This is a genomic window from Agrococcus sp. GCM10030265 (assembly GCF_042666675.1).
GTDB lineage: Bacteria > Actinomycetota > Actinomycetes > Actinomycetales > Microbacteriaceae > Agrococcus.
This window is the reverse complement of sequence record NZ_JBHTCZ010000004.1, coordinates 69,367-93,559: the sequence shown is the minus strand read 5'-3', so window position 1 is coordinate 93,559 and position 24,193 is coordinate 69,367. Positions and strand designations below refer to the sequence as shown.

Sequence of the window (24,193 nt, the reverse complement as noted above, 5' to 3'; positions counted from 1 at the left end):
GGACCGGACGGCTGAGGTCGTCGGTGGCGGTGGTGCGATCCCACGGGATCCGTAGGGGACGCCCGTACCCCGGTGCGGACTCCGCACCTCGACGGGTGCACGACCTCGGGTGGCGCGCACGACGACGCCCCGCATCCGACGAGCGGATGCGGGGCGCGACGGGACGCTCGGACGCGTCAGTGGAAGAAGTGCCGCTCCCCCGTCAGGTACATCGTGACGCCCGCTGCCTCGGCGGCTGCGACGACCTCGTCGTCGCGCTTCGAGCCACCCGGCTGCACGATGGCGCGCACGCCGGCGTCGATGAGGATCTGCGGTCCGTCCGCGAACGGGAAGAAGGCGTCCGACGCGGCGACCGAGCCCCGCGCCCGCTCCCCCGCGCGCGACACGGCGAGCACGCACGAGTCGACGCGGTTGACCTGCCCCATGCCGACGCCGACCGCTGCGCCATCGGCGGCGAGGAGGATGGCGTTCGACTTCACCGAGCGCACGGCGCGCCAGGCGAACTCGAGGTCGGCGAGCGTCGCATCGTCGACGTGGCTGCCGGTGACGCGACGCCACGTGTGGCTCGAGAAGCCGTCGAACGTGTCGGGCTGCTGCACGAGCAGGCCGCCCGAGATCTGCCGCAGCTCGCTCGCCTCGCGCGCGAAGCCCTGCGGCAGGCGCAGCAGGCGGATGGAGGGCTTCCGCGACAGGATCTCGATCGCCTCGGGCTCGAAGTCGGGCGCGACGACGACCTCCGTGAAGATGCCGGAGACGGTCTCGGCCATCGCGGCCGTGACGGTGCGGTTCGCGGCGATGACGCCACCGAACGCCGACACGGGGTCGCAGGCGTGCGCGCGCTCGTGCGCCGACGCGATCGGGTCGGCGGCGCCCGGGGCGGCGAGCGCGACGCCGCACGGCTGCGCGTGCTTGACGACCGCGACCGCGGGCTCGTCGTGGTCGAACGCGGCGCGCAGCGCGGCATCCGCGTCGACGTAGTTGTTGAACGACATCTCCTTGCCGTGCAGCAGCGTGGCCTGCGCGATGCCGCGGCCGGCGGGCAGCGTGAACAGGCCAGCCTGCTGGTGGCTGTTCTCGCCGTAGCGCAGCGGCGACGCGAGCGACGCCGCGCCGATGGCCGCGAGCAGGCCGGCTGCGCCGTCGGTGCCTCGCTGCTCGGCGGGCACGGCCGCGGGTGCTGCGGCCTCCTCGACCGAGCCGGTCGCGAACCAGCGCGCGACCGCCGCGTCGTACGACGCCGTGTGCGCGAACGCCTCGCTCGCGAGCGCCCGGCGCTGCGCGAGCGACAGTCCGGCGGGCAGGGCACGCGTCACGAGGTCGTACGCGCGCGGATCGGTGACGATGGCGACGTTCGCGAAGTTCTTCGCGCTCGCGCGCACCATCGCAGGGCCGCCGATGTCGATCTGCTCGACGACCGCGTTGGCCTCGGCGCCCGAGCGCACGGTGTCGACGAACGGGTAGAGGTTCACCACGACGAGCTCGAACGGCGCGATGCCGAGCCCCGCGAGCTGCTGCTCGTGGTGCTCGAGGCGCAGGTCGGCGAGCAGGCCGGCGTGGATGCCGGGGTGCAGCGTCTTCACGCGGCCGTCGAGCGCCTCCTGGAAGCCCGTGACCTCGGCGACCTCGGTGACGGGGATGCCCGCATCCGCGATGCCCTTCGCCGTCGAGCCCGTCGAGACGAGCTCGACGCCGGCCCCGTGCAGCGCTGCGGCGAGCTCGAGGATGCCCGTCTTGTCGCTCACCGACAGCAGCGCGCGGCGGATGGGCACCACGTCGCGCTCGCGGTACAGGCTCTCGTCGTGGGTCGGACCGCTCACCTGGGGCTCCTCCAGTTGGTGACGACGTCGGCGAGCAGGTCGCGCTCGACCGGCTTGATGCGGTCGTGGAGGCTCGCCTCGTCGTCGTCGGGGTGGATGGGCACGCGCACCTGCGCGAGGACGGGACCGGTGTCGACGCCGGCGTCGACCACGATGACGGATGCGCCGGTCTCGCTCGCGCCCGCCGCGAGCGCGTCGCGCACGGCATGGGCGCCGGGGAACTCGGGCAGGTAGGCGGGATGCGTGTTGACGAGGTTCGGGCTCAGCCGCTCGACCGCATCCGCGGACAGCAGGCGCATGAAGCCCGAGAGGATCGTGAGGTCGGGTGCGTGCTCGAGCACGCGCGTCGCCATGCGGTCGCTCCACGCCTCGCGCGGCTGGGCGAAGGGCTCGACGAACGTCGCGATGCCGGCCGCGCGCGCGAGCTCGATGCCGCCGCACTCCTGGTCGGCGCCGACGGCGACGATCGTCGCGGGCACGCGACCGTCGCGCGTGCGCGCGAGCAGGTCGGCGAGGTTGCTGCCGCCGCCGGACACGAGGACGACCAGACGCAGCACGACAGCGAGCCTACCGGCGGTCGGACGCGGCGTCGTCCGCATCGTCGCCGGCCTCGGGCTCGCTCGCGTCGCCCGGCTCCGCATCCCGCTCGTCGTCGCGCTCGACGCGCGCCACGGGCGCCGTCGCCTGCGCGTCGGGATCGGCGGGGAGCGGCTCGACCACCCCCGTCGCACGGGCGCGCACGGCAGCGGCGAGCGCGGCGACGTCGAGCGAGGCGGTGTCCTCGTCGTCGTCCTCGTCCGCCGTCTCCTCCGCGCCCTCGGGCGCGCGGCCCGCCAGCAGCCCCACGGCGAGCCCCACGGCCGCGATGCCGGCGCCCACGGCGCCCACGAGCCACCACGTCGGACCCGCCGTCGCGAGCCTGCCCGGCCCCATGCCGCCCGTCGCGAGCGCCGCGAGCCCCGCGAGCACGAGCCCCGCCACGACGCCGCCGCCCACGGCGACGACGACCGACTGCCACCAGCGAGCGAACGCCGAGCGCTGGCGCACGAGGGCGCCGATCGCCATCGCGGCGACGAGCGGCACGACCGCCACGACGAGCGACCACGGCTGCACGCCCGGCACGATCGCCCCGAGCAGCGGCAGCGTCGGCACGGGGCCGAGATCGGTGCCGAGCGGCGAGACGCTCGAGCCGTCGCCGAGCGCGAAGCCCGGGCCGAGCATCCACGACGTCGACCACACGACGGCCGTCGGCAGCAGCGCGAGCTGCACGAGCCACAGCACGACGACGCCCAGGTGGTCGGGCTGCAGCGCCTCGAACAGCAGGATGACGTCGGCCTGACGGGCGATGAGCGTCACGGCGAGCAGCACCGCGCCGAGCCCCACGAACGTCGCCGCCGCCGCGAGCCCCGCCCGCAGCGCGGCGCGTACGAGCGGCACCGCCGAGCCGTCGATCGCGAACCAGCCGGCCGCGTCGCCCACGACGTCCTCCGCATGCCACAGCGCACCGATCACGAGGCCCACGAGCATGACGACGCCGGGGCCGACGGCCGCGTGCACGAGGTTCGGCGCCACGGCCTCGTGCTGCGCGGACGCACCGAGCGCCGCACCCACGGCGGCCGTCGCGACCACGCCGCCCAGCAGGCCCCACAGCGGCTCGGGCGTGCGCGCGAGCCGCATGCCGCTGCGCACCGCGAGCAGCAGCGTCACGAGCCCGAGGCCCCACGCGCCGATGCCGACGACGAACGGCGCGCCCGCCGCGTCCGTGCCCACCGCCGCGATCGCGACGTCGCCGAGCGTCACGCCCACGTCGGCGCCGTGCCCCAGCAGCCACGCGTCGACCGCGATGCGCCACGAGACCGCAGGATCGCCTGCGAGCCCGCCGACCGCGAAGGCGACGAACGCCGGCACGAGCGTCACGAGCAGCGTCACGACGGCGATGGATGCCGACTCGACGGCCTGCAGGAGGACGGACGAGAGGCGACGCACGCGGCGAGCCTAGTGGCGCGCGCGTCGCTGGCCCGACCGCCTCGCGGACGGCGCCGGACGCCGCCGGACGCCACCCGGGCACGGCCCTGGCGCCCGCGATAGGTTGGGAGGCGGGCATGCGCCGCCATCCGGCGCGCCCCCACCGACGACGACGAGGGACGACGCATCCATGGCGACGATCATCTACACCCACACCGACGAGGCGCCGATGCTCGCGACGCACTCGTTCCTGCCGATCGTGCAGGGCTTCGCGAACGCTGCCGACGTCGCGGTCGAGACGCGCGACATCTCGCTCTCCGGCCGCATCGTGGCAGCCTTCTCGGATCGCCTGCCCGAGGGCCAGGGCCAGGCCGACGCGCTCGCCGAGCTCGGCGAGCTCGCGAAGACCGCCGAGGCGAACATCATCAAGCTGCCAAACATCTCGGCATCGGTGCCGCAGCTGAAGGCCGCGATCGCCGAGCTGCGCGCCCAGGGCGTCGACCTCCCCGAGTTCCCCGACGAGCCCTCGACCGACGACGAGCGCGACATCCGCGCGCGCTACGACGCCGTGAAGGGCTCCGCCGTGAACCCCGTGCTGCGCGAGGGCAACTCCGACCGTCGCGCACCCCAGTCGGTCAAGCAGTACGCGCGCAAGCACCCGCACTCGATGGGCGCGTGGTCGGCCGACTCGCGCACGCGCGTCGCGACGATGGGCGTCGACGACTTCCGCTCCAACGAGCAGTCGGTCGTCATCGCCGAGCCCACCGACCTGCGCATCCGCCACGTCGCCGCCGACGGCACCGAGACCGTGCTCAAGGAGCGCGTGCCCGTGCTCGCCGGCGAGATCGTCGACGCCACCGTCATGCGCGTCGCCGCGCTCGACCGCTTCCTCGCCGAGCAGATCCAGGCCGCGAAGGCCGAGGGCGTGCTCTTCTCGGTGCACCTCAAGGCCACGATGATGAAGGTCTCCGACCCCATCATCTTCGGCCGCGTCGTGCGCGCCTTCCTGCCGGCCGTCTTCGAGCGCTACGGCGCCGAGCTCGACGCCGCCGGCCTCACCCCCGACGACGGCCTCGGCTCGATCGTCGCCGGGCTCGACGCGCTCGAGCCGACCGTCGCCGACGGCGTGCGCGCCGCGATCGAGGAGGGCCTCGCCGAGGGCCCGCGCCTCGCGATGGTGAACTCCGACAAGGGCATCACGAACCTCCACGTGCCCTCCGACGTCATCGTCGACGCATCCATGCCCGCCATGATCCGCACCGCAGGCCACATGTGGGGTCCCGACGGCGAGGAGGCCGACACGCTCGCGGTCATCCCCGACTCGTCGTACGCCGGCATCTACCAGGCCGTCATCGACGACTGCAAGGCGAACGGCGCGTACGACCCCACGACGATGGGCTCCGTGCCGAACGTGGGCCTCATGGCGCAGAAGGCCGAGGAGTACGGCAGCCACGACAAGACGTTCACCGCTGCGGCCGACGGTCGCATCGAGGTCGTCGACGCCGCGGGCACCGTGCTGCTGTCGCACGAGGTCTCCGCGGGCGACATCTGGCGCGCCTGCCAGACGAAGGACGTCCCCGTGCGCGACTGGGTGCGCCTCGCCGTGCAGCGCGCACGCCTGTCGGACACCCCCGCCGTGTTCTGGCTCGACGAGACCCGCGCGCACGACGCGAACCTCATCGCCGTCGTGCAGGACGAGCTGCCGAAGCACGACACCGAGGGCCTCGACATCCAGATCATGGCGCCCGCCGCCGCGACGACCCACGCGATCGGCCGCATCCGTCAGGGCCTCGACACCATCTCGGTGACGGGCAACGTGCTGCGCGACTACAACACCGACCTCTTCCCCATCCTCGAGCTCGGCACGAGCGCGAAGATGCTGTCGGTCGTGCCGCTCCTCGCAGGCGGCGGCCTCTTCGAGACCGGCGCCGGTGGCTCGGCACCGAAGCACGTGCAGCAGGTCGAGCAGGAGAACCACCTGCGCTGGGACTCGCTCGGCGAGTTCATGGCGCTCGCCGAGTCGTTCCGCCACCTCGCGCTCACGGCGGGCAACGAGCGAGCCGGCGTGCTCGGCGAGACGCTCGACCGCGCGACGGCGACCTTCCTCGACGAGAACAAGTCCCCCTCGCGTCGCACGGGCGAGATCGACAACCGCGGCAGCCACTTCTGGCTCGCCCGCTACTGGGCCGAGGAGCTCAGCGCGCAGACCGAGGATGCAGCGCTCGCCGAGCGCTTCGGCCCCGTGGCCGCGCAGCTCGCCGAGCAGACCGACACGATCGAGGCCGAGCTGCTCGCAGCGCAGGGCTCGCCCGTCGACCTCGGCGGCTACTACCGCCCCGACGCCGCGAAGGCCGAGGCCGCGATGCGCCCCTCGACGACGCTCAACGCGATCGTCGACGCGCTGCGCTGACGCCTCCCCGCACGACCGACGGGCCCCGGCTGCTGCCGGGGCCCGTCGTCGTCCCGCCCGGTCGCGCGGCGCGCGCACGGCGAGGGCCGCGCATCCAGCCGGGCATGGGACGGTGGAGTCCGCTCGTCTCGGAAGGCACCACCATGGCTCGACTCCTCCCCGCCCTCGCAGCGGCCGCTGCGACGATCGCCCTCGCAGGCTGCGTCATCGCGCCGCCGGCGCTCCAGCCCGCGGAGCCGCTGCCCCAGCCGCCGCAGCCCAGCCAGCCGACGCAGCCGAGCCAGAGCCCCGGCAGCCCGTCGCCGTCGACCCCGTCCGGCGACACGGCCACCGCCGAGGGCAGCACCGCGACGCTGTCGAGCGAGGGCACGACCTGGCAGCTCGAGCTCCTCGAGCTCGGCCCGGCGCCGCTCGACCAGCTCACAGAGTACGGCGGCGACGAGGGCGCCCCCGCGCCCGCACCGCCCGCCGGCTACGAGGTCGGCTGGGCGTGCTTCCGCATGACGGTCGTCGAGGCTCCCGACGGCTACGCATCGCTCGTGGGCGTCGTGCACGAGTTCTCCGTGCCCGGCGGAGAGGACGCGTGGGACTACGAGGTCATCGACCTCGACAACGACATGTTCGCCGCGAGCGGCGCCCCCGGCGACGTGCTCGAGCGGGTGTGCCCCGTGCTCCTCGTGCCCGAGGGCTTCGCCTACGACGCCGTCACCGCCTCGGTGCGCACCGAGGACGGCGACCTCATCGACACGTCGATCGCCGCGCCCTGACCCCGCACGAGATGAGCGTGAGCGGCGCGCGAAGGGTGCATTCCACCCGGCGCTCCGCTCACGCTCATCTCGTGCGCGGGGCGCGGTGCGCGTCCGCCCGGACGAGCGCCAGCAGCCGCTGCTCGACCGTCGGCCAGTCGTCGACGACCTGCCGGTAGGTCGGTCGCACGACCCGGTAGCCGAGCACCATGAGCTCGAGGTCCCTCGCCCGGTCGGCCGCGCTCGCCTCCCAGCCGCCGTGATGCTCGGCGCCATCGCACTCGACGACGAGGCGCTCTCCCACGAGCAGGTCGACGCGCATCCTGCCGATCCGCACCTGGCGCGGACGCGGATCCCGAGGGCGCGCAGCCGAAGCCGCACGAGGCTCTCGAGGCCGGACTCCGCGAGGTCCGTGCGCTCGAGGAGCCCTGCGATGCGCGCGGGCGCGTCGGCGGCCCACGACCGCAGGTCGGACGCCGTCGCGAGGCCGAGGTGCAGCAGCGAGTCCGCGACGACGACGACGTCCTCGGCGCTGCGACAGCGCAGGAGGCAGCGGAAGGCCACGTCGACGTCGTCGACCGCGCTGCGCACCGGGGGCATGCGCCCGTGCGGCCGACATCCCCTCCCTGCGTGGCTGCCATCGGCTCGGCGCGCGAGTCGCACGTGCCGCCGGCGACGCAGGTGCTCGGGCATCCAGACCCCGCGGGCGACGAGCGCGGTGGCGCATGCCACGCAGCCGCCCGCGCGCACGGCGGCCGCGACGTGCGGGTCGGCCGTCGCGGACGCGAACCACCCGTCGCGCACGCGGTGCAGCCTGCCCTCGGCGATCGCCGCGTCGCGCGCACGGCGCGACCAGCCGAGGGTCGAGAGCTGCGCGGCGGTCAGGACGCCGAGGGCGATGACGAGGGGATCGAGCACCCGGCGAGGGTGGCGGGGCGATGCCCGCACCGTGTCGCGTTCACCGGATCCTGGGGATGCGGCGCACCGGATGCGCGTGGGCGGGACGCCGAGGGTGCATCCCACTCGGGGCGTCGCCCACGATCATCTCGTGCGAGCCACCGCCCGGAGATGCAGCAGGGCCCCGACCGAAGCCGGGGCCCTGCGTCACGCACGCTCGATCAGAGCGCCGCGATCACCTCGCGCATGAGGCGCGCCGTCTCGGAGGGCGTCTTGCCCACCTTGACGCCCGCGGCCTCGAGGGCGACCTGCTTGGCCTCGGCCGTGCCCGACGAGCCCGAGACGATGGCGCCTGCGTGGCCCATCGTCTTGCCCTCAGGAGCCGTGAAGCCTGCGACGTAGCCCACGACGGGCTTCGTGACGTTGGCCTTGATGAAGTCGGCCGCGCGCTCCTCGGCGTCGCCGCCGATCTCGCCGATCATGACGATCGCCTTCGTCTCGGGGTCGGCCTCGAACGCCTCGAGGGCGTCGATGTGGGTCGTGCCGATGATCGGGTCGCCGCCGATGCCGATGGCCGTCGAGAAGCCGATGTCGCGCAGCTCGAACATCATCTGGTACGTCAGCGTGCCCGACTTCGACACGAGGCCGATGGGGCCCTTGCCCGTGATGTTCGCGGGCGTGATGCCGACGAGCGACTCCTCGGGCGTGATGATGCCGGGGCAGTTCGGGCCGATGATGCGGGTCGTGCCCGCAGCCTGGGCGTGCGCCCAGAACTCGGCCGAGTCCTGCACGGGGATGCCCTCGGTGATGACGACGAGCAGCTCGATGCCGGCGTCGACGGCCTCGATGACGGCGTCCTTCGCGAACGCCGGCGGCACGAAGACGATCGACACGGTCGCGCCGGTCTGCGCCATGGCGTCCGACACGGAGCCGAAGACGGGCAGCTCGACGGCCGAGCCGTCCTTCGCGGTGTGGGCGACGGTCGTGCCTGCCTTGCGGGCGTTGACGCCGCCGACGACCTGCGTGCCGGCCGCGAGCATGCGGGCGGTGTGCTTCGAGCCCTCGCCGCCGGTGATGCCCTGGACGATGACCTTGGAATCCTTGTTCAGGTAGATCGACATGCTGCTTCCCCCTACGCCGCTGCGAGCTCGGCGGCCTTCGCGGCAGCCTCGTCCATCGTGTCCACGACCGTCACGAGCGGGTGCGCCGCGTCGGCCAGGATGCGTCGACCCTCGTCGACGTTGTTGCCGTCGAGGCGCACCACGAGCGGCTTGGTGGCGGCGTCGCCGAGGATGGCGAGCGCCTGCACGATGCCGTTCGCGACGGCGTCGCAGGCGGTGATGCCGCCGAAGACGTTGACGAACACGGAGCGCACGTCGTCGTCGCCGAGGATGACGTCGAGGCCTGCGGCCATGACCTCCGCCGAGGCGCCGCCGCCGATGTCGAGGAAGTTGGCGGGCTTGACGCCGCCGAACTGCTCGCCTGCGTAGGCGACGACGTCGAGCGTCGACATGACGAGGCCCGCGCCGTTGCCGATGATGCCGACCTGGCCGTCGAGCTTGACGTAGTTGAGGTCGGACTCCTTGGCCTTCGCCTCGAGCGGGTCGGCGGCAGCCGTGTCCTCGAGCGCCGCGTGGCCCTCGTGGCGGAAGCCGGCGTTCTCGTCGAGCGTGACCTTGCCGTCGAGCGCGACGATGGCGCCGTCGGCGGTCTGCACGAGCGGGTTCACCTCGACGAGCGTGGCGTCCTCCTTCTGGAAGACGTCGTAGAGCGTGACGAGCACGGGCGCTGCGCGCTCGATGACGTCGGCCGGGAACGAGGCCTTCTCGAGGATGCCGCGCGCGACCGAGAGCGTGATGCCCACCGCGGGGTCGACGGCGACCTTCGCGAGCGCCTCGGGGCGCTCCTCGGCGAGCTGCTCGATCTCCATGCCGCCCTCGTACGAGCACATGGCGAGGTAGGAGCGGTTGGCGCGGTCGAGCAGCACGGAGAAGTAGTACTCCTCCTCGATCTGCGCACCCGCGGCGACCATGACGCGCTGGACCGTGTGGCCCTTGATGTCGAGGCCGAGGATGGCCTCCGCTGCGGCGCGGGCCTCCTCGGGGCTCTTCGCGACCTTGACGCCGCCGGCCTTGCCGCGGCCTCCGGTCTTCACCTGGGCCTTGACGACGACCACGGGCGTGCCGAGCTGGCGCGCAGCCGCCTCGGCCTCCTCGGGAGTGTCGGCGACGATGCCTGGCAGGACGGGAACGCCATGGGACTCGAACATGTCCCTGGCCTGGTACTCGTAGAGATCCACCGGAATCCTTCTGCTGGGAGTGGGGGCCGCCGACCAGCCTAGCCCGGTCGCGTCGCGCGCCGGTGTCGAGTGCGGAGGGCGTCTGCGCTCGCCTGCGGATGCCTGCGGATTCGGTCGCCCGAAGCCTGAGCCTTCGGGGCCGTCGACGGCGAGATGGCAGGGCCTCCCCCGTCGCGGGGCGGCACGGATGCGCGGACGATGGACGAGATGGATCCCGCCCTGCACCGCCACCCCGACCTCCCTCGGCCGATCGAGTCGACCGCGTCGCGACTGTCGTGGCTGCGCGCGGGCGTGCTCGGGGCGAACGACGGCATCGTCTCGACCGCTGCGCTGATCGTCGGCGTCGCGGCGTCGGGTGCGAGCTCGGGCGCGATCCTCACGGCGGGCGTCGCCGCCCTCGTCGCGGGTGCGCTGTCGATGGGCGTCGGCGAGTACGTCTCGGTGTCCTCGCAGCGCGACAGCGAGCGCGCGGCGATCCGCCGCGAGCGCCGCTTCCTCGCCTCGAACCCCGTCGGGCAGGAGGCGCAGCTCGCGCACATGTACGAGCTGCGCGGCCTGTCTCCTCGCACGGCGCACGCGGTGGCCGCCGAGCTCTCGGCCGCCGACGCGCTGCGCGCCCACCTCGACATCGAGTACCGCCTCGACGAGGACGAGTCGCCGAACGACCCGTGGTCGGCGGCGGCCGCGTCGGCCGCCGCCTTCTCCATCGGCGCCCTCGTGCCGCTGCTGGCCGTCGTGCTGCTGCCGACGACGTGGGCGCCGTGGTCGGTGCTCCTCGCGGTCGTCGTCGCCCTGCTGCTCACGGGCTTCATGGCGGCGCGCATCGGAGCGGCGGGCAAGCGCCGCGCGATGGTGCGCGTGCTCGTCGGCGGCGTCGGCGCCCTCGCGATCACCTACGCGATCGGCGGGCTCTTCGGCGTCCACGTCGTCTGAGCGACGTCGCGGTCGCGTGTCGGCGGTGCGGCGTAGCGTCCGCGCATGGACACCACCGCATCCGAGGGCCGCGTCGCCCTCGAGGTCAGGATCGAGCTCGTCTTCGTCCCCGTCGCCGACGCCGATCGCGCCGTCGCCTTCTACGGCGACGCGCTCGGCTGGCACGTCGACCACGATCATCGCGTCTCCGACGACCTGCGCTTCGTGCAGGTCACGCCGCCGGGCTCCGCGTGCTCGATCGCGTTCGGCGAGGGGCTCTCGGAGGACGCACCGGGATCGATGCGCAACGTGCAGGCCGTCATCCCCGATGCGGATGCCGCGATCGCCGACCTGCGAGCGCGCGGCGTCGAGGCCGAGGGCGTCGACGAGCAGGCATGGGGGCGATTCGTGACGTTCGCCGACCCCGACGGCAACCGCTGGGTGCTGCAGCAGCTGCCGCCGCGCTGACGCCGTCGGCGCGTCAGGCGTCGATCGCGTCGAGGATTCGGCGCAGGCCGTAGGCGAAGGCGCGGTCGACGTCGCCGTCGAGCCGGAACGCGCCACCGAGCTCCATGGCGAGGAAGCCGTGCAGCCACGCGGTCAGGAGGCGCGCGGCGTCGAGCGCTGCCGCCTCGCCGACGAGCTCGTGGGTCGCGGCGAGGAGCGGTGCTGCGGCGTCGCCCAGTCGCCCGACGTCGGGCTGCGCCGCGGGCGCGGGCGCGGGCGCGAAGACGAGACCGTAGCCGACGGGGTGCCGATGGGCGAAGGCGCGCGTCGCCGCGGCGATGGCGGCGAGTCGCTCGCGGGGCGTCGCGTCGCTCGCGGCCGCGGCGATCGCGGCCTCGAGGTCGTCGAGCACGGCCGCGACGACGGCGGCGAGCAGCGCGTCGCGGCCGGCGATGCGCTTGTAGAGCGAGGGCGCGCGCACGCCCACGCGGTCGGCGACGGCCTGCATCGTGAGGGCGTCGAGGCCGTGCGCCTCGACGATGGCGCGGCCGGCGTCGACGATCGCGGCGGCGGTGGTGCGTTCGGGTGCGGGCATGGTCCTCCTCCGTCTCCGAAGCCTAGGCTATTGACCGTAGCCATGAAGGCTATGTATCGTAGCCTTCATGCAGATCGCTCCTGGAGTCCACCGCGTCGGCGACGACCGCGTCGCCTTCCTGCTCGTCGTCGCCGACGACGGGCTCACGCTCGTCGACGCCGGCCTGCCCGGCCACCGCCGCGACCTCCGACGCGCGCTGCGCAGGCTCGGCCGCACCGAGGCCGACGTGCGCGGCATCGTGCTGACCCACGGCGACCAGGATCACATCGGCGTCGCCGAGGCGCTGCGCGTCGACCACGGCATCCCGGTGTTCGTGCACGAGGCCGACGCCGCCCGCGCCCGCGGCGACGAGGCGGCCCCGGCGAATCCGATGCCGCCGTGGCGGCTCCGCGCCGCGATCGGCTTCGTCGGCACGATGCTCGCGAAGGCGGGGCGCACGCGCCGCCTCGGCGAGGTGCGCACGGTCGTCGACGGCGACGTGCTGCCCCTGCCCGGCGCCCCGGTCGTCATCGGCATGCCCGGCCACTCCCCCGGCTCGATCGCCGTGCACCTGCCCGCGCACGGCGTCGTCGCCGTGGGCGACGCGCTCACGACGCGGCACGTGCTCACGGGCGACACGACGCCGCAGCTCGCGCCCTTCACCGACGACGTCGACGGCGCGGGAGCATCCCTCGACCGTCTCGCGGCGATCGACGCCCGCGTCGTCGTGCCCGGCCACGGGCCCGTGTGGCAGGGCACGCCCCGAGCGCTCGCCGACGCGATCCGCGCGGGCCAGCCTGCGGCGTGACGCGTCAGTCGAGGGTGTCGAGCACGTCCATGAGCACGTCGACCGTCGTGAGCGGGCTGATGATCGCGAAGCGCAGCACGGGCTCGCCGGCGTGCGAGCTCGGCACGCAGAACGCGCGCTGCTCGTCGAGCAGCCGATCCGACCAGCGCTGGTAGTCGGCGAGCGTCCAGCCCTCCCGGCGGAAGACGACGACCGACAGCTGCGGGTCGCGCACGAGCGACAGGTGGGGGCGGCGCTCGATCTCGGCGGCGATCGCCGCCGCCGCATCGATGCCGTGCCGGATCGCGGCGCGGTACAGCTCGGTGCCGTGCGTCGCGAGCGAGAACCACAGCGGCAGGCCCCGCGAGCGACGCGTCAGCTGGATGGCGAGATCCGACGGGTTCCAGTCGGCGCTCTCGGTGAGCGTGTCGAGGTACTCGGCGTGCTGCGTGTGCGCCGCGCGGGCACCCACGGTGTCGCGGTAGAGCAGCGCGCACGCGTCGAACGGCGCGAAGAGCCACTTGTGCGGGTCGACGACGAGCGAGTCGGCGAGCTCGACCCCCGCGTACGCCGGTCGCAGCTCGTCGACGAGCATGGCGGCGAGGCCGTACGCGCCGTCGACGTGCAGCCACACGCCGCGCTCCTTCGTCGCCCGCGCGACGCTCGCGATGTCGTCGACGATGCCGAAGTTCGTCGTGCCGGCGGTGGCGACGACCGCGAAGACGCCGGGATGCGCGTCGAGCGCGGCCGCGACCGCGTCGCCGTGCAGTCGGCCGTCGGCGCCCGTGGGCACGCCGACGACGTCGACGTCCATCACCGCGGCTGCGGACGCGATCGACGAGTGCGCCTCCGCGCTGCACACGACCGCGAGGCGCACGGGGGCCGCGTCGTCCATCGCGGCGCGACGACGGCGGTACGCGTCGCGCGCGGCGACGAGCGCAGACAGGTTGCCGATCGTGCCGCCCTGCACGAAGGCGCCGCCGGAGCCCTCGGGCATGCCGAACTCGGCGGCGAGCCAGTGCAGCACCTCGTTCTCGGCGTGCACGGCGCCCGCGCCCTCGAGCCATGATCCGCCGTAGATCGCCGACGCAGACACGACGAGGTCGAACGCGATGGCCGCCTTGCTCGGCGCCGACGGGATGAACGAGACGTAGCCGGGGTGGTCGGTCGAGAGGCACGCGGGCGCGAGCACGTCGGCGAAGAGCGCCGTGGCGCGCTCGGCACCGATGCCCTCGGGCGTGATCGACGGGCCTGCGAGCGCCGCGAGCTCGTCGGGCGGCATCGGCCGGTCGAGCGGGATCCGCTCGTACAGCGCCCGCTCGCGTGCGTACCGCAGGACGCGGTCGACGATCGCGCGGGTGTCGTCGGAGATCTCGTGCATGGCGTCGGGTCGCATCGTCGCGTCCCCATTCGTCGAGTCGGGCATCGCGTCCATCGTGCCGTACGTCCGCGCTCGGCGCAGCGCGAGCCATCCACGATCGCGCGCGCACCTGGCACCCTGGATGCATGCAGCAGGAGCACGAGCGCTGGGACGAGCGGGGCAGCCACGAGCAGGACCGCATCCCGCCCGAGCTCGATCCCGCCTACGACCACTTCGACGACGGCCCGTCGCGCACGATGGCGAACCGACTGCGTCCGCTCATCTGGGTGGGCGCGCTCATCGCGCTCGTGGCGATGACGTTCGTCTTCGTGCTCTGACACGCACCCGGCGCGACGGCCCCGACCGGGCAGCACGCGTCGTCGCGACCCGAGAGACCCCTCCCCCTCGGCGGCGACCGGGCCTAGCCTCGATGGGCATGAGCCTCTCGCGCAGGACCATGCTCGCCGGGATGATGGCGTCGGGACTCGGCCTCACCGCCTGCTCGCCGAGCGATCCCACCGTCCACGCATCCGCCGACGCCGACGCGGGCACCGCACCGTCCGACGCACCGCCCGCCCTCCCCACGCTCGACCGCACGATCGCGACGGGTCTCGCGGTGCCGTGGTCGCTCGCGTTCCTCGCCGACGGCGCGGCGCTCGTCTCCGAGCGCGAGTCGGGCCGCGTGCTGCGCGTCGACGGCGGTGGATCGGTCGACGAGGTGGGCGTCGTGCCCGGCGTCGCGGCGCGCGGCGAGGGCGGTCTGCTGGGCCTCGCCCTCTCGCCGGACGAGTCCGCCCTGTACGCGTACCTGTCGAGCGACGCCGACAACCGGCTCGTGCGGATGCCGTTCGACGGCGGCCTCGGCACGCCCGAGGTGCTCGTCGAGGGCATCGCCCTGGCGCGGAACCACCAGGGCGGCCGCCTGCGCTTCGGTCCCGACGGCATGCTGTACGTCACGGTCGGCGACGCGGCCGACGGCTCGCGCGCGCAGGATCCGGGCGACCTCGCCGGCAAGATCCTCCGCCTCGACGCCGACGGGCGAGCCGCCGAGGGCAACCCGTTCGGCACGCGCGTGTGGTCGCTCGGCCACCGCAACCCGCAGGGGCTCGCGTGGGATGGCGACCGGATGTGGGCGGCCGAGCTCGGGCAGGACGCGGCCGACGAGCTGAACCGCATCGAGCCGGGCGGCAACCACGGCTGGCCGGAGGTCGAGGGCGCAGGCGGCGCACCCGCGTACGTCGACCCCGTCGTCACCTGGCCGACGTCGGCGTGCTCGCCGTCGGCGCTCGAGATCCACCGCGGCGTCGCCTACCTGTGCGCGCTGCGCGGGCAGGGGCTGTGGGTCGTCCCGCTCGCGGGCGACGGCGCGGGCACGCCGCAGAAGGCCTTCGACGGCGAGCTCGGCAGGCTGCGCTGCGTCGCGGCCGCACCCGACGGCTCGCTGTGGCTCACGACGAGCAACCGCGACGCCAACGGCACCCCGGGCGTCGACGACGACCGCATCCTGCGCGTCGTCGTCTGACGCGTCGGCTCCGACGAGCGACGGGCGCCGGCCGCCGGCCGCCGGCCGCGAGCACCGGCGTCAGACCACGGTGTACCGGTGCTCCGGCCTGCCCGTCGAGCCGTATCGGGGCTCGACGCGCGCGACGCCCAGCTCGACGAGCCGCTCGAGGTAGCGGCGCGCGCTCACCCGCGACATGCCGATGCGCACGGCGACCTCGGCCGCCGACGCGTCCGACCCCGCCTCGGCGAGCGCGGCCTCGACGGTCTGCAGCGTGCGGTCGTTGACGCCCTTGCGCACGAGCCGCGGGCCCGCGGCGCTGCCGAGCACGGCGTCGATGCCCGCCTGGTCGAGCGTGGATGCGGCGAGCGAGCGCTCCTGCGCGACGGCGCGATGCACGTCGTCGAGGCGCTGGTGCAGCGTGCCCATGTCGAACGGCTTCACGAGGTAGTGGCGCACGCCCTGCGTGCGCGCCATCCGCACGGTCTCGAGGTCGCGCGCGGCCGTCACCGCCACGACCTCCACGCGACTGCCGCGCGACCGCAGCCGTCGCAGCACCGTGAGCCCCGACATGTCGGGCAGATGCACGTCGAGCAGCACGACGTCGGGCGCGAGCGTCTCGACCGCGTCGAGCGCCTGCCCGCCCGTCGGCGCGACCGCCACGACCTGGAAGCCGGGGTGGCGCTCGACGAAGCCGCGCGTCACGACGGCGACCTCCGGCTCGTCCTCCACGACGAGCGCACGCAGCACGATCATCGCCGCACCTGCGCATCCGCTCGCGTCTGCACGGGCAGCGTCACCGTGACGCGCGCGCCGCCGAGGGCCGCGTCGTCGACCTCGACCTCGCCGCCGAGCCGGCGCACGACGCGGCGCACGAGCGTCAGGCCGTAGCCGCGTGCCCGGCCGTCGCCCTTCGTCGAGTGACCGAGCTCGAAGATCGCGCCGCGCTCGCCGACGGGCACGCCCGGGCCGTCGTCCTCGACGACGATGCGACCCTGCGATGCGTCGCCGTCGCAGCTCTCCAGGGTCACGTGCACGCGACCCTGCATGCCCGTCGCCTCGAGCGCGTTGTCGACGAGGTTGCCGACGACCGTCACGAGGTCGGCGCCCTCGACGGCGAACGGCGCCGCGAGCCGCCCGGCGTCGACCGAGAGCCGCACGCCGAGCTCGCGCGCACGCGCGCGCTTCGCGAGCACGAGGGCCGCGAGCTCGAGATCGTGGATGCCCGACTCCTCGACGCCCGAGATCGCCCCGCCGTCGCCCTCCCTGCGCACCATCGCGAGCGCCGCATCCGTCTCGCCGAGCTCGATGAGCCCGCCGATCGTGTGGAGGGTGTTCGCGAACTCGTGCCGCTGCGCTCGAAGGCCCTCGGCGGCGGACTGCGCGCCGGCGAGGGCTCGCAGCGCGTCGTCGGTCTCGGTGCGGTCGACGAGGATGACGACGGTGCCGACGGTGCGCTCGTGCACGACGACGGGGTCGGCGTGCGCGACGAGCACGCGCTCGCCCGCGAGCACGAGCCGTTGCCCGTCGTCGTCGCGGAGGCCCGCGAGATCGGCGTCGAGCACGCCCTCGAACGCCTCCCCCACGGCATCGTCGACGTCGACGTCGAGCAGCCGGGCCGCGGCGTCGTTGCACAGCACGATGCGTCCGTCGTCGCCGACGACGACGATGCCCTCGCGGATGCCGTGCAGCGTGGCGTCGCGCGTCTCGAGCATCGCCTTGATCTCGTCGGGCTCGACGCCGTGGATGCGGCGGCGCACGACGCCCGCCGCCCACGTCGACAGCAGCAGGCCGACGAGCGCCGCGATGGCGAGGCACAGCGCGAGCCACCGCGTCGCACCGAACAGATCCTCCTGCAGCTCGGACTCGAGCGTGCCCACCGACACCTGGCCCACGACCTGGCCGTCGGCGTCGACGATCGGCACCTTCACGCGCCACGACTCGCCGAGCGTGCCCGTCTCGGTGCCGATCCACACGTCGCCCGTCTGCGCGGCGATCGGCGGCGTCGATGCGATCTCGCCGATGAGCTCGGGGTTCGGATGCGAGTAGCGGACGCCCTCGAGGTCGGTGACGACGACGTACGTGACGTCGGAGGACGTGCGGATGAGCTCGGCGATGGGCTGGATCGTGCGTGCCGGATCCGCGTCGTCGAACGCGTCGAGCACCGACGGCAGCTGCGCGACCGACGACGCGACGCCGATCATCCGGTCGCGGTACGCGTCGCGGATCTGCCGCTCCTGCACGACGACGGCTGCGAGACCCGCGCCGAGGATGACGACGAGCATGATCGCCGACTGCAGCAGCACGAGCTGCCGACGCAGCGTCAGGGCGCGCGGCGATGCGTTGGGCCGCGCGAGGAGGCCCCGCAGCGCCGTCGCCCGGGTCATGAGCCGATGCTAGGGCCGGATCCGTCCGCGCACCGCATGCGGGCAGGACCGAAACGACCGAAACGACGCGTTTCGCACGCAACGCCGCGGGGCGCGCGGTGCGTCCCTATGGTCTCCCCAGATCGCGATCCGGCACGGCGCCGGTCGCTCGACGATGAGAGGCGATCGACCCATGCACGACGACGTCCAGCACCTGCGCCTGCGGCGCACCCTCACGATCGGCGCCGTCGCGCTGACGACCTTCGCGCTCGCGGCCTGCTCCTCCGGAGGCTCGGCAGGCGGCGGCGACGCCGATGCCGCACCCGACGCCATCACGGCCGTCGACGTCATCGCCCCCGCCGACCCCGGCGGCGGCTGGGACCAGACGGCTCGCGCCGTCGCCGCCGCGCTGACCGGCGACTCGCTCGTCGACTCCGCCCCCGTGCAGAACATCGGCGGCGCGGGCGGCACCGTCGGCCTCGCGAGCCTCGCGACGGAGACGTCGTTCGCGACGCTCATGGTCACGGGCTCCGTCATGGTCGGCGCGGTCGAGACGAACGCGTCCGAGAACCGCATCGAGGACATGACGCCCATCGCACGCCTCACCGAGGAGCCCCTCGTGATCGTCGTGCCCGCCGACTCCGAGTTCGAGACGGTGGAGGACGTCGTCGACGCGATCGTCGAGGACGGCCCGCAGGTCACCGTCACCGGCGGCTCCGCAGGCGGCATCGACCACATCCTCGCCGGACAGCTGCTCGTCGAGGGCGGCGTCGACGCGGCCGACGTGCCCACGTCGCTCAACTACATCGCCAACTCGGGCGGCGGCGAGGCGCTGACGATGCTCCTCGGCGGCACGGCCATGGTCGGCATCTCGGGCGTCGGCGAGTTCGCCGAGTCCGTCGAGTCGGGCGACCTGCGCGCGCTCGCCGTGTCGTCGGACGAGCCCGCCATCGCCCTGCCCGACGCCCCGACGCTGCAGGACGAGGGCATCGACCTCACCATCACCAACTGGCGCGGCCTCCTCGCCCCCGCCGACATCTCCGACGAGGAGCGTCAGGCGCTCATCGACCTCGTGACCGAGATGCACGACGCCGGCCAGTGGACGGACGCGGTCGAGACGAACGGCTGGACCGACGCCTTCCTCCCCGGCGACGAGTTCGTGTCCTTCCTCGACGAGGACATCGCGCTCACGCAGGACACGCTGCAGACGATCGGCCTCACCTCGTGACCGTCGAGGCCGGCGCACCCGGGCAGGGTGCGCCGGCCTCGCCCCGCGTGCTCCCCCGGGCGCACCGGGTCGAGGCCATGGTCGTCGTCGGCGTCGTCATCGCGCTCGCCATCGCGATGCTCGTGCTGACGACGCAGATCCACCAGGGCGGGCAGGCGACGACGCTCAGCGCCCGCGTCATCCCGTACGCCGTCGGCGGGCTGCTGCTCGTCGCCGGCATCGGCGTGCTCGTCGGCCAGCTGCGCGGCCGCTTCGGCGACGCCGACGAGGGCGAGGACGTCGACCTCGAGGGCGGCACGTCGTGGATCACCACGGGCATCGTGGCCCTCGCCTTCCTCTCGCTCGTCGTGACCATCCCGCACCTCGGCTGGCCGCTGGCCGTCACCGTGCTGTTCGCCGCGTCGTCGATCGCGCTCGGCGCGCGACGCTGGTGGGTCGCGGTGCTCATCGGCCTCGGCCTCGGCGTCGTGAGCCAGCTGCTGTTCGGCACCCTCCTCGGTCTCTCGCTGCCCGCCACGGGCACCCTCACCTCCTGGATCCCCCTTGGATAGCCTCGGCCTGCTGCTCGAGGGCTTCGCCACCGCGGCGCAGCCCGTCTACCTGCTCTACGCGCTCCTCGGCGTGTTCGTCGGCACCGCCGTGGGCGTGCTGCCCGGCATCGGCCCCGCCATGACGGTGGCCCTGCTGCTGCCCATCACGTACGCGCTCGAGCCGACGGCGGCGCTCATCGTGTTCGCCGGCATCTACTACGGCGGCATGTACGGCGGATCGACGACCTCGATCCTGCTGAACACGCCCGGCGAGTCCGCATCGATCGTCACCGCCCTCGAGGGCAACAAGATGGCGCGCGCCGGGCGTGGCGCCGCAGCACTCGCGACCGCCGCGATCGGCTCGTTCATCGCGGGCTCGATCGCGACGGCGCTGCTGACGCTCGTCGCCCCCACGATCGCCCGGTGGGCGGTCGGGCTCGGGCCCCGCGACTACTTCGCGCTCATGGTCGTCGCCTTCCTCACCGTCGGCGCCCTGTTCGGCTCGAGCGTGTGGCGCGGCCTCGTGTCGCTCGCGCTCGGTCTCGCCCTCGGGCTCGTCGGCGTCGACTCCATCTCCGGCCAGTCGCGCTTCACGCTCGGCATCCCGCAGCTCACCGACGGCATCGACGTCGTGCTCGTGGCCGTCGGACTCTTCGCCCTCGGCGAGGCGCTGTACGTGGGCTCGCGGCTGCGGTCGGGTGCCATCCCGCTCGTCCCCATCACCCGCGGCTGGCGCACGTGGATGCGCCGCTCCGACTGGGCGCGCTCGTGGAAGCCGTGGCTGCGCGGCACCGCGATCGGCTTCCCCATCGGCACCATCCCCGCCGGCGGCGCCGACGTGGCGACGTTCCTGTCGTACGCGACGGAGCGCGGCCTCGCGAAGGGCGAGTACAAGCAGCAGTTCGGCAAGGGCGCCATCGAGGGCGTCGCCGGACCCGAGTCGGCGAACAACGCCGCTGCGGCGGGCGTGCTCGTGCCGCTGCTGACGCTCGGCATCCCGACGACGGCGACGGCGGCGATCATCCTGTCGGCGTTCCAGACGTACGGCATCCAGCCCGGTCCACGCCTGTTCGAGTCGCAGGGTCCGCTCGTGTGGGCGCTCATCGCGAGCCTCTACATCGGCAACGTCATGCTGCTCGTGCTCAACCTGCCGCTCGTGGGGCTGTGGGTGCGGCTGCTGCAGATCCCGCGGCCGTACCTGTACGCCGGCATCCTCGTGTTCGCGGGCCTCGGCGCCTACGCGGCGAACTTCACCGTGTTCGACGTGTTCGTGCTGCTCGTGCTCGGCATCATGGGCTTCTTCATGCGCAGGCAGGGATTCCCGGTGTCGCCGCTCGTCGTCGGCGCGATCCTCGGCCCCATGGCGGAGGAGGAGCTGCGGCAGGCGATGCAGCTCGGCGTCGGCGACCCCGCCTACCTCGTGCAGTCGCCGTTCGCCGTCGTCGCCTACGTCGTCGCGATCGTCATCGTCGCGCTGTCGCTGTGGCTGCGACGCCGCAGCGCACGCTTCGAGGCGGCGCTCGCCGCCGAGACCGCGGCGGCGTCGACGGAGTCGATCGCGACGCTCGACGAGACCATCGAGAGCCACGAGCCGCACCCGCAGCTCGACCGCGGCGCTCTGTCGACGACGTCGATCCCCACGGCCAGGCGGCGGATGCGTCGTCCTCGAGATCCCGAGGACTCGTAGCGTCCCTGCGTCGTACGGAGACGGCGGAGGGGGCGAGGCCCGTGGGTCTCGTCCCCTCCGCCGTCTCCATGCCTCGACCTCCTGCGCGTCCCGCATGCTGCCGCTGCGCTGATGCGCGGGTCTTGCGACGGCGGTGCGCTGCGCGCACGGCCTCCTCGACCAGCAGCGATCGGTGCCACCACCTGCTGGTCGAGGAGCGCGCGAACGCAGCGAGCACGCGTCACGAGACGCGCAGCGGGACGCCGAAGACGCCGCCTCCGACTAGAGCTTCTCGATCGGCGCGATCTTGATCAGCAGCCGCTTGCGTCCCACCCCGTCGAACTGCACCTCGGCGACCCGCTTGGGCCCGGCGCCGGTCACGGCCGAGACGCGGCCCTCGCCGAAGTCCTTGTGACGGATGCGGTCGCCGGGCACGAGCTCCAGGTCGGAGTTGTCGCGCACCTCGGCGATGGTGTTGGGGAAGGCCTTCTTCTCGCCTGCGGGCAGGGCGTCGGGGTAGCGGCCGCCGCTGCGGGCGCCGCCGAAGCCGCCCGTGCCGAGCGCGCCGGGCTTGGCGCCACCCTGTCGGGCGTTGAGCGCGCGCGACTGCGAGCCACCGCGGCCGTTGACGAATCCGGGCGACTGGCGCCAGTCGATGAGCTCGGCGGGGATCTCCTGCAGGAAGCGCGACGGCATGGCGACGGTGACCTCGCCGAACTGCGCACGCGTCATCGCGAGCGACAGGTAGAGGCGCTTGCGGGCGCGGGTGACGCCGACGTAGAAGAGGCGTCGCTCCTCGGCGGGGCCACCTGGCTCGTTCGCGGAGATGCGGTGCGGGAGGAGATCCTCCTCGACGCCCGTGATGAAGACGGCGTCGAACTCGAGGCCCTTGGCGGTGTGCAGCGTCATGAGCGACACCTGGCCCTCGGAGTCGTCGAGCTCGTCGGCGGCGGCCACGAGCGCGACCTCGGTGAGGAAGTCGATGAGCGAGCCGTTCGGGTTCGCCTTGCGGAACTCGCGGGTGACGGCGATGAGCTCCTCGACGTTCTCGGCGCGCGCGGCGTCCTGCGCGTCGGGCGACGCCCGCAGCTGGTCGAGGTAGCCGGTGCGGCCCATGAGATCCGCGAGCACCGCGCCCGGGTCGGGGTTGTCGGCCTGCGTGTGCGTGTCGAGCAGGGCGGCGAGGTCGCGGATGGCGCCCGTCACCTTGGGGCCGAAGCCGAGCTCGCCGACGCGGCGCATGGCCTCGCGCAGCGTGAGGTCGTGCTCGTCGGCGAAGGCCTGCAGCCCGGCCTCGGTCGCGGGTCCGATGCCGCGCTTCGGCACGTTGAGGATGCGACGCAGGCTCATGCCGTCGTCGGGGTTGGCGACGGCGACGAGGTACGCCATGGCGTCCTTGATCTCGGCGCGCTCGTAGAACTTCGTGCCGCCGATGACCTTGTACGGGATCGCGGAGCGGATGAGGATCTCCTCGAGCGCTCGCGTCTGCGCGTTGGTGCGGTAGAAGACGGCGATCTGCGACCACGGCATGCCCTGGCTCTGCAGCGTGACGATCTCGTCGGCGACGAACTGCGCCTCGTCGTGGCCCGAGTAGCCGGTGTAGCCGACGATCATGTCGCCGTCGCCCTCGGTGGTGAAGAGGTTCTTGTCGCGCCGGTCGAAGTTGTGCTTGATGACGGCGTTCGCGGCGGAGAGGATGTGCTGCGTCGACCGGTAGTTCTGCTCGAGCAGCACGACCTTGGCCTCGGAGAAGTCGCGCTCGAACTCGACGATGTTGCGGATGTCGGCGCCGCGGAAGGCGTAGATCGACTGGTCGGAGTCGCCGACGACCGTGAGGGACGCGCCGGGGATCTCGCCGCGCTGGTCGGGCAGCGTGCCTGCGGGCACGCCCTGCGTGAGCTCTCGGATGAGGGCGTACTGCGCGCGGTTCGTGTCCTGGTACTCGTCGACGAGGATGTGGCGGAACCGCTTGCGGTAGAGCGCCGCGACGACGGGGAAGGCGCGGAAGAGGTAGACGACCTGCCCGATGAGGTCGTCGAAGTCGAAGGCGTTGGCGCGGCGCAGCTCGTGGTCGTAGCGGCGCCAGATCTCGACGAACGCCTGCTCGCGCGGGTCGGAGAGGTTGGCGGTCTGCCGGTACGAGTCGACGTCGTGCAGGTCGTTCTTGGCCTTCGAGATCTTCGACGCGACGCCGCCGGGCGTGAGCCCCAGGGTGTCGGCGCCGGAGTCCTTGATGAGCCGCTTGACGAGCGCTCGGGTGTCGCCCGAGTCGTAGATGGTGAACGACTGCTTGAACCCGAACTGCTCGGCCTCGCGGCGCAGGATGCGCACGCACGCCGAGTGGAACGTCGAGATCCACATGCCGCGGGCCTCGTCGCCGATGAGCGACGACACGCGCTCGCGCATCTCGCCTGCGGCCTTGTTCGTGAAGGTGATCGCGAGGATCTGGCTCGGCCAGGCCTCGCGCGTCGACAGCAGGCCCGCGATGCGGTGCGTGAGCACGCGCGTCTTGCCGGAGCCCGCGCCGGCGACGATGAGCAGCGCGGGACCGCGGTGCAGCACGGCCTCGCGCTGCGGCGGGTTGAGCCCGTCGAGCAGCGCGTCGTCGACGCTCGGCTCGCCCGCTCCAGCGCGCCCGAGGGGCGTCGGCACGAGCGGCGCGTCGTCCAGCCCCCAGAGATCCATCAT

The 24,193-nt window shown here is 73.5% G+C and carries 21 protein-coding genes; 10 read left to right on the top strand and 11 right to left on the bottom strand.

Features of this window, described 5'->3' with window-relative positions:
- Window positions 1–176: 176 nt before the first annotated feature.
- From purH to ACFQPP_RS12165, 3 genes are read right to left on the bottom strand one after another with little or no spacing between them, the layout of a single operon-like run.
- Entirely contained in the window at window positions 177–1,817 is a 1,641-nt protein-coding gene (gene purH, locus ACFQPP_RS12175) for a bifunctional phosphoribosylaminoimidazolecarboxamide formyltransferase/IMP cyclohydrolase (RefSeq protein WP_376916907.1), read from the bottom strand.
- On the bottom strand, window positions 1,814–2,374 hold the full coding sequence (gene purN, locus ACFQPP_RS12170; RefSeq protein ID WP_376916906.1) for a phosphoribosylglycinamide formyltransferase: 561 nt from the start codon (window positions 2,372–2,374) through the stop codon (window positions 1,814–1,816). Before purN ends, purH begins: the two co-directional genes overlap by 4 nt.
- 10 nt (window positions 2,375–2,384) lie before the next feature.
- Window positions 2,385–3,803 (bottom strand): DUF6350 family protein, encoded by a 1,419-nt coding sequence (locus ACFQPP_RS12165; protein ID WP_376916905.1) that lies wholly within the window; start codon window positions 3,801–3,803, stop codon window positions 2,385–2,387.
- A gap of 169 nt (window positions 3,804–3,972) precedes the next feature.
- Between ACFQPP_RS12165 and ACFQPP_RS12160 the strand changes: the two genes are divergently transcribed.
- Both ACFQPP_RS12160 and ACFQPP_RS12155 read left to right on the top strand, forming a co-directional pair.
- Window positions 3,973–6,192, top strand: a complete 2,220-nt coding sequence (locus ACFQPP_RS12160; RefSeq protein WP_376916904.1) for an NADP-dependent isocitrate dehydrogenase — start codon at window positions 3,973–3,975, stop codon at window positions 6,190–6,192.
- Between the two features lie 143 nt (window positions 6,193–6,335).
- Window positions 6,336–6,959 (top strand): hypothetical protein, encoded by a 624-nt coding sequence (locus ACFQPP_RS12155; protein WP_376916903.1) that lies wholly within the window; start codon window positions 6,336–6,338, stop codon window positions 6,957–6,959.
- A 64-nt stretch (window positions 6,960–7,023) separates the two neighbouring features.
- Here the strand turns inward: ACFQPP_RS12155 and ACFQPP_RS12150 are convergent, their stop codons facing one another.
- The 3 genes from ACFQPP_RS12150 to sucC form a co-directional block, all read right to left on the bottom strand.
- A complete protein-coding gene (locus ACFQPP_RS12150; protein ID WP_376916902.1) occupies window positions 7,024–7,557 on the bottom strand; it encodes an endonuclease domain-containing protein in 534 nt (177 codons plus the stop codon).
- 499 nt (window positions 7,558–8,056) lie between these two features.
- Window positions 8,057–8,956, bottom strand: coding sequence for a succinate--CoA ligase subunit alpha (gene sucD, locus ACFQPP_RS12145; RefSeq protein ID WP_376916901.1), 900 nt, complete (start codon window positions 8,954–8,956; stop codon window positions 8,057–8,059).
- An 11-nt stretch (window positions 8,957–8,967) separates the two neighbouring features.
- Window positions 8,968–10,134: an ADP-forming succinate--CoA ligase subunit beta gene (gene sucC, locus ACFQPP_RS12140; protein ID WP_376916900.1), complete on the bottom strand. Its 1,167-nt coding sequence runs from the start codon at window positions 10,132–10,134 to the stop codon at window positions 8,968–8,970.
- Window positions 10,135–10,341: 207 nt separating this feature from the next.
- Here sucC and ACFQPP_RS12135 point away from each other — a divergent pair, with 207 nt between their 5' ends.
- On the top strand, window positions 10,342–11,067 hold the full coding sequence (locus ACFQPP_RS12135) for a VIT1/CCC1 transporter family protein (protein ID WP_376916899.1): 726 nt from the start codon (window positions 10,342–10,344) through the stop codon (window positions 11,065–11,067).
- A 45-nt stretch (window positions 11,068–11,112) separates the two neighbouring features.
- Window positions 11,113–11,514, top strand: a complete 402-nt coding sequence (locus ACFQPP_RS12130; RefSeq protein WP_376916898.1) for a glyoxalase superfamily protein — start codon at window positions 11,113–11,115, stop codon at window positions 11,512–11,514.
- Window positions 11,515–11,527: 13 nt separating this feature from the next.
- Here ACFQPP_RS12130 and ACFQPP_RS12125 read toward each other — a convergent pair whose 3' ends face one another.
- Window positions 11,528–12,088: a TetR/AcrR family transcriptional regulator gene (locus ACFQPP_RS12125; protein WP_376916897.1), complete on the bottom strand. Its 561-nt coding sequence runs from the start codon at window positions 12,086–12,088 to the stop codon at window positions 11,528–11,530.
- A gap of 67 nt (window positions 12,089–12,155) precedes the next feature.
- Between ACFQPP_RS12125 and ACFQPP_RS12120 the strand changes: the two genes are divergently transcribed.
- Complete coding sequence (locus ACFQPP_RS12120) at window positions 12,156–12,875, top strand: MBL fold metallo-hydrolase (RefSeq protein WP_376916896.1); 720 nt, start codon at window positions 12,156–12,158, stop codon at window positions 12,873–12,875.
- Between the two features lie 4 nt (window positions 12,876–12,879).
- Here ACFQPP_RS12120 and ACFQPP_RS12115 read toward each other — a convergent pair whose 3' ends face one another.
- Complete coding sequence (locus tag ACFQPP_RS12115; protein WP_376916895.1) at window positions 12,880–14,235, bottom strand: pyridoxal phosphate-dependent decarboxylase family protein; 1,356 nt, start codon at window positions 14,233–14,235, stop codon at window positions 12,880–12,882.
- A gap of 125 nt (window positions 14,236–14,360) precedes the next feature.
- Between ACFQPP_RS12115 and ACFQPP_RS12110 the strand changes: the two genes are divergently transcribed.
- Both ACFQPP_RS12110 and ACFQPP_RS12105 read left to right on the top strand, forming a co-directional pair.
- Window positions 14,361–14,552 carry a hypothetical protein gene (locus ACFQPP_RS12110; protein WP_376916894.1) on the top strand — a complete coding sequence of 64 codons (192 nt, stop codon included), beginning with the start codon at window positions 14,361–14,363 and terminating at the stop codon, window positions 14,550–14,552.
- 98 nt (window positions 14,553–14,650) lie between these two features.
- Entirely contained in the window at window positions 14,651–15,736 is a 1,086-nt protein-coding gene (locus ACFQPP_RS12105) for a PQQ-dependent sugar dehydrogenase (protein WP_376916893.1), read from the top strand.
- A gap of 60 nt (window positions 15,737–15,796) precedes the next feature.
- On the opposite strand, the gene ACFQPP_RS12100 is transcribed toward ACFQPP_RS12105, so the two are convergent.
- Entirely contained in the window at window positions 15,797–16,471 is a 675-nt protein-coding gene (locus ACFQPP_RS12100) for a response regulator (RefSeq protein WP_376916892.1), read from the bottom strand.
- The gene (locus ACFQPP_RS12095) at window positions 16,468–18,102 is read right to left on the bottom strand and encodes an ATP-binding protein (protein WP_376916891.1); all 1,635 of its coding nucleotides are present in this window, start codon (window positions 18,100–18,102) and stop codon (window positions 16,468–16,470) included. The genes ACFQPP_RS12100 and ACFQPP_RS12095 overlap by 4 nt, the downstream gene beginning before the upstream one ends.
- A gap of 172 nt (window positions 18,103–18,274) precedes the next feature.
- Between ACFQPP_RS12095 and ACFQPP_RS12090 the strand changes: the two genes are divergently transcribed.
- The 3 genes from ACFQPP_RS12090 to ACFQPP_RS12080 are packed head-to-tail and all read left to right on the top strand — an operon-like array spanning window position 18,275 to window position 21,526.
- Window positions 18,275–19,309: a Bug family tripartite tricarboxylate transporter substrate binding protein gene (locus tag ACFQPP_RS12090; RefSeq protein ID WP_376916890.1), complete on the top strand. Its 1,035-nt coding sequence runs from the start codon at window positions 18,275–18,277 to the stop codon at window positions 19,307–19,309.
- Window positions 19,306–19,860, top strand: coding sequence for a tripartite tricarboxylate transporter TctB family protein (locus tag ACFQPP_RS12085; RefSeq protein ID WP_376916889.1), 555 nt, complete (start codon window positions 19,306–19,308; stop codon window positions 19,858–19,860). The genes ACFQPP_RS12090 and ACFQPP_RS12085 overlap by 4 nt, the downstream gene beginning before the upstream one ends.
- Window positions 19,853–21,526 carry a tripartite tricarboxylate transporter permease gene (locus ACFQPP_RS12080; protein ID WP_376916888.1) on the top strand — a complete coding sequence of 558 codons (1,674 nt, stop codon included), beginning with the start codon at window positions 19,853–19,855 and terminating at the stop codon, window positions 21,524–21,526. Before ACFQPP_RS12085 ends, ACFQPP_RS12080 begins: the two co-directional genes overlap by 8 nt.
- A 261-nt stretch (window positions 21,527–21,787) precedes the next feature.
- Here ACFQPP_RS12080 and ACFQPP_RS12075 read toward each other — a convergent pair whose 3' ends face one another.
- The gene (locus ACFQPP_RS12075) at window positions 21,788–24,193 is read right to left on the bottom strand and encodes an ATP-dependent helicase (RefSeq protein ID WP_376916887.1); all 2,406 of its coding nucleotides are present in this window, start codon (window positions 24,191–24,193) and stop codon (window positions 21,788–21,790) included.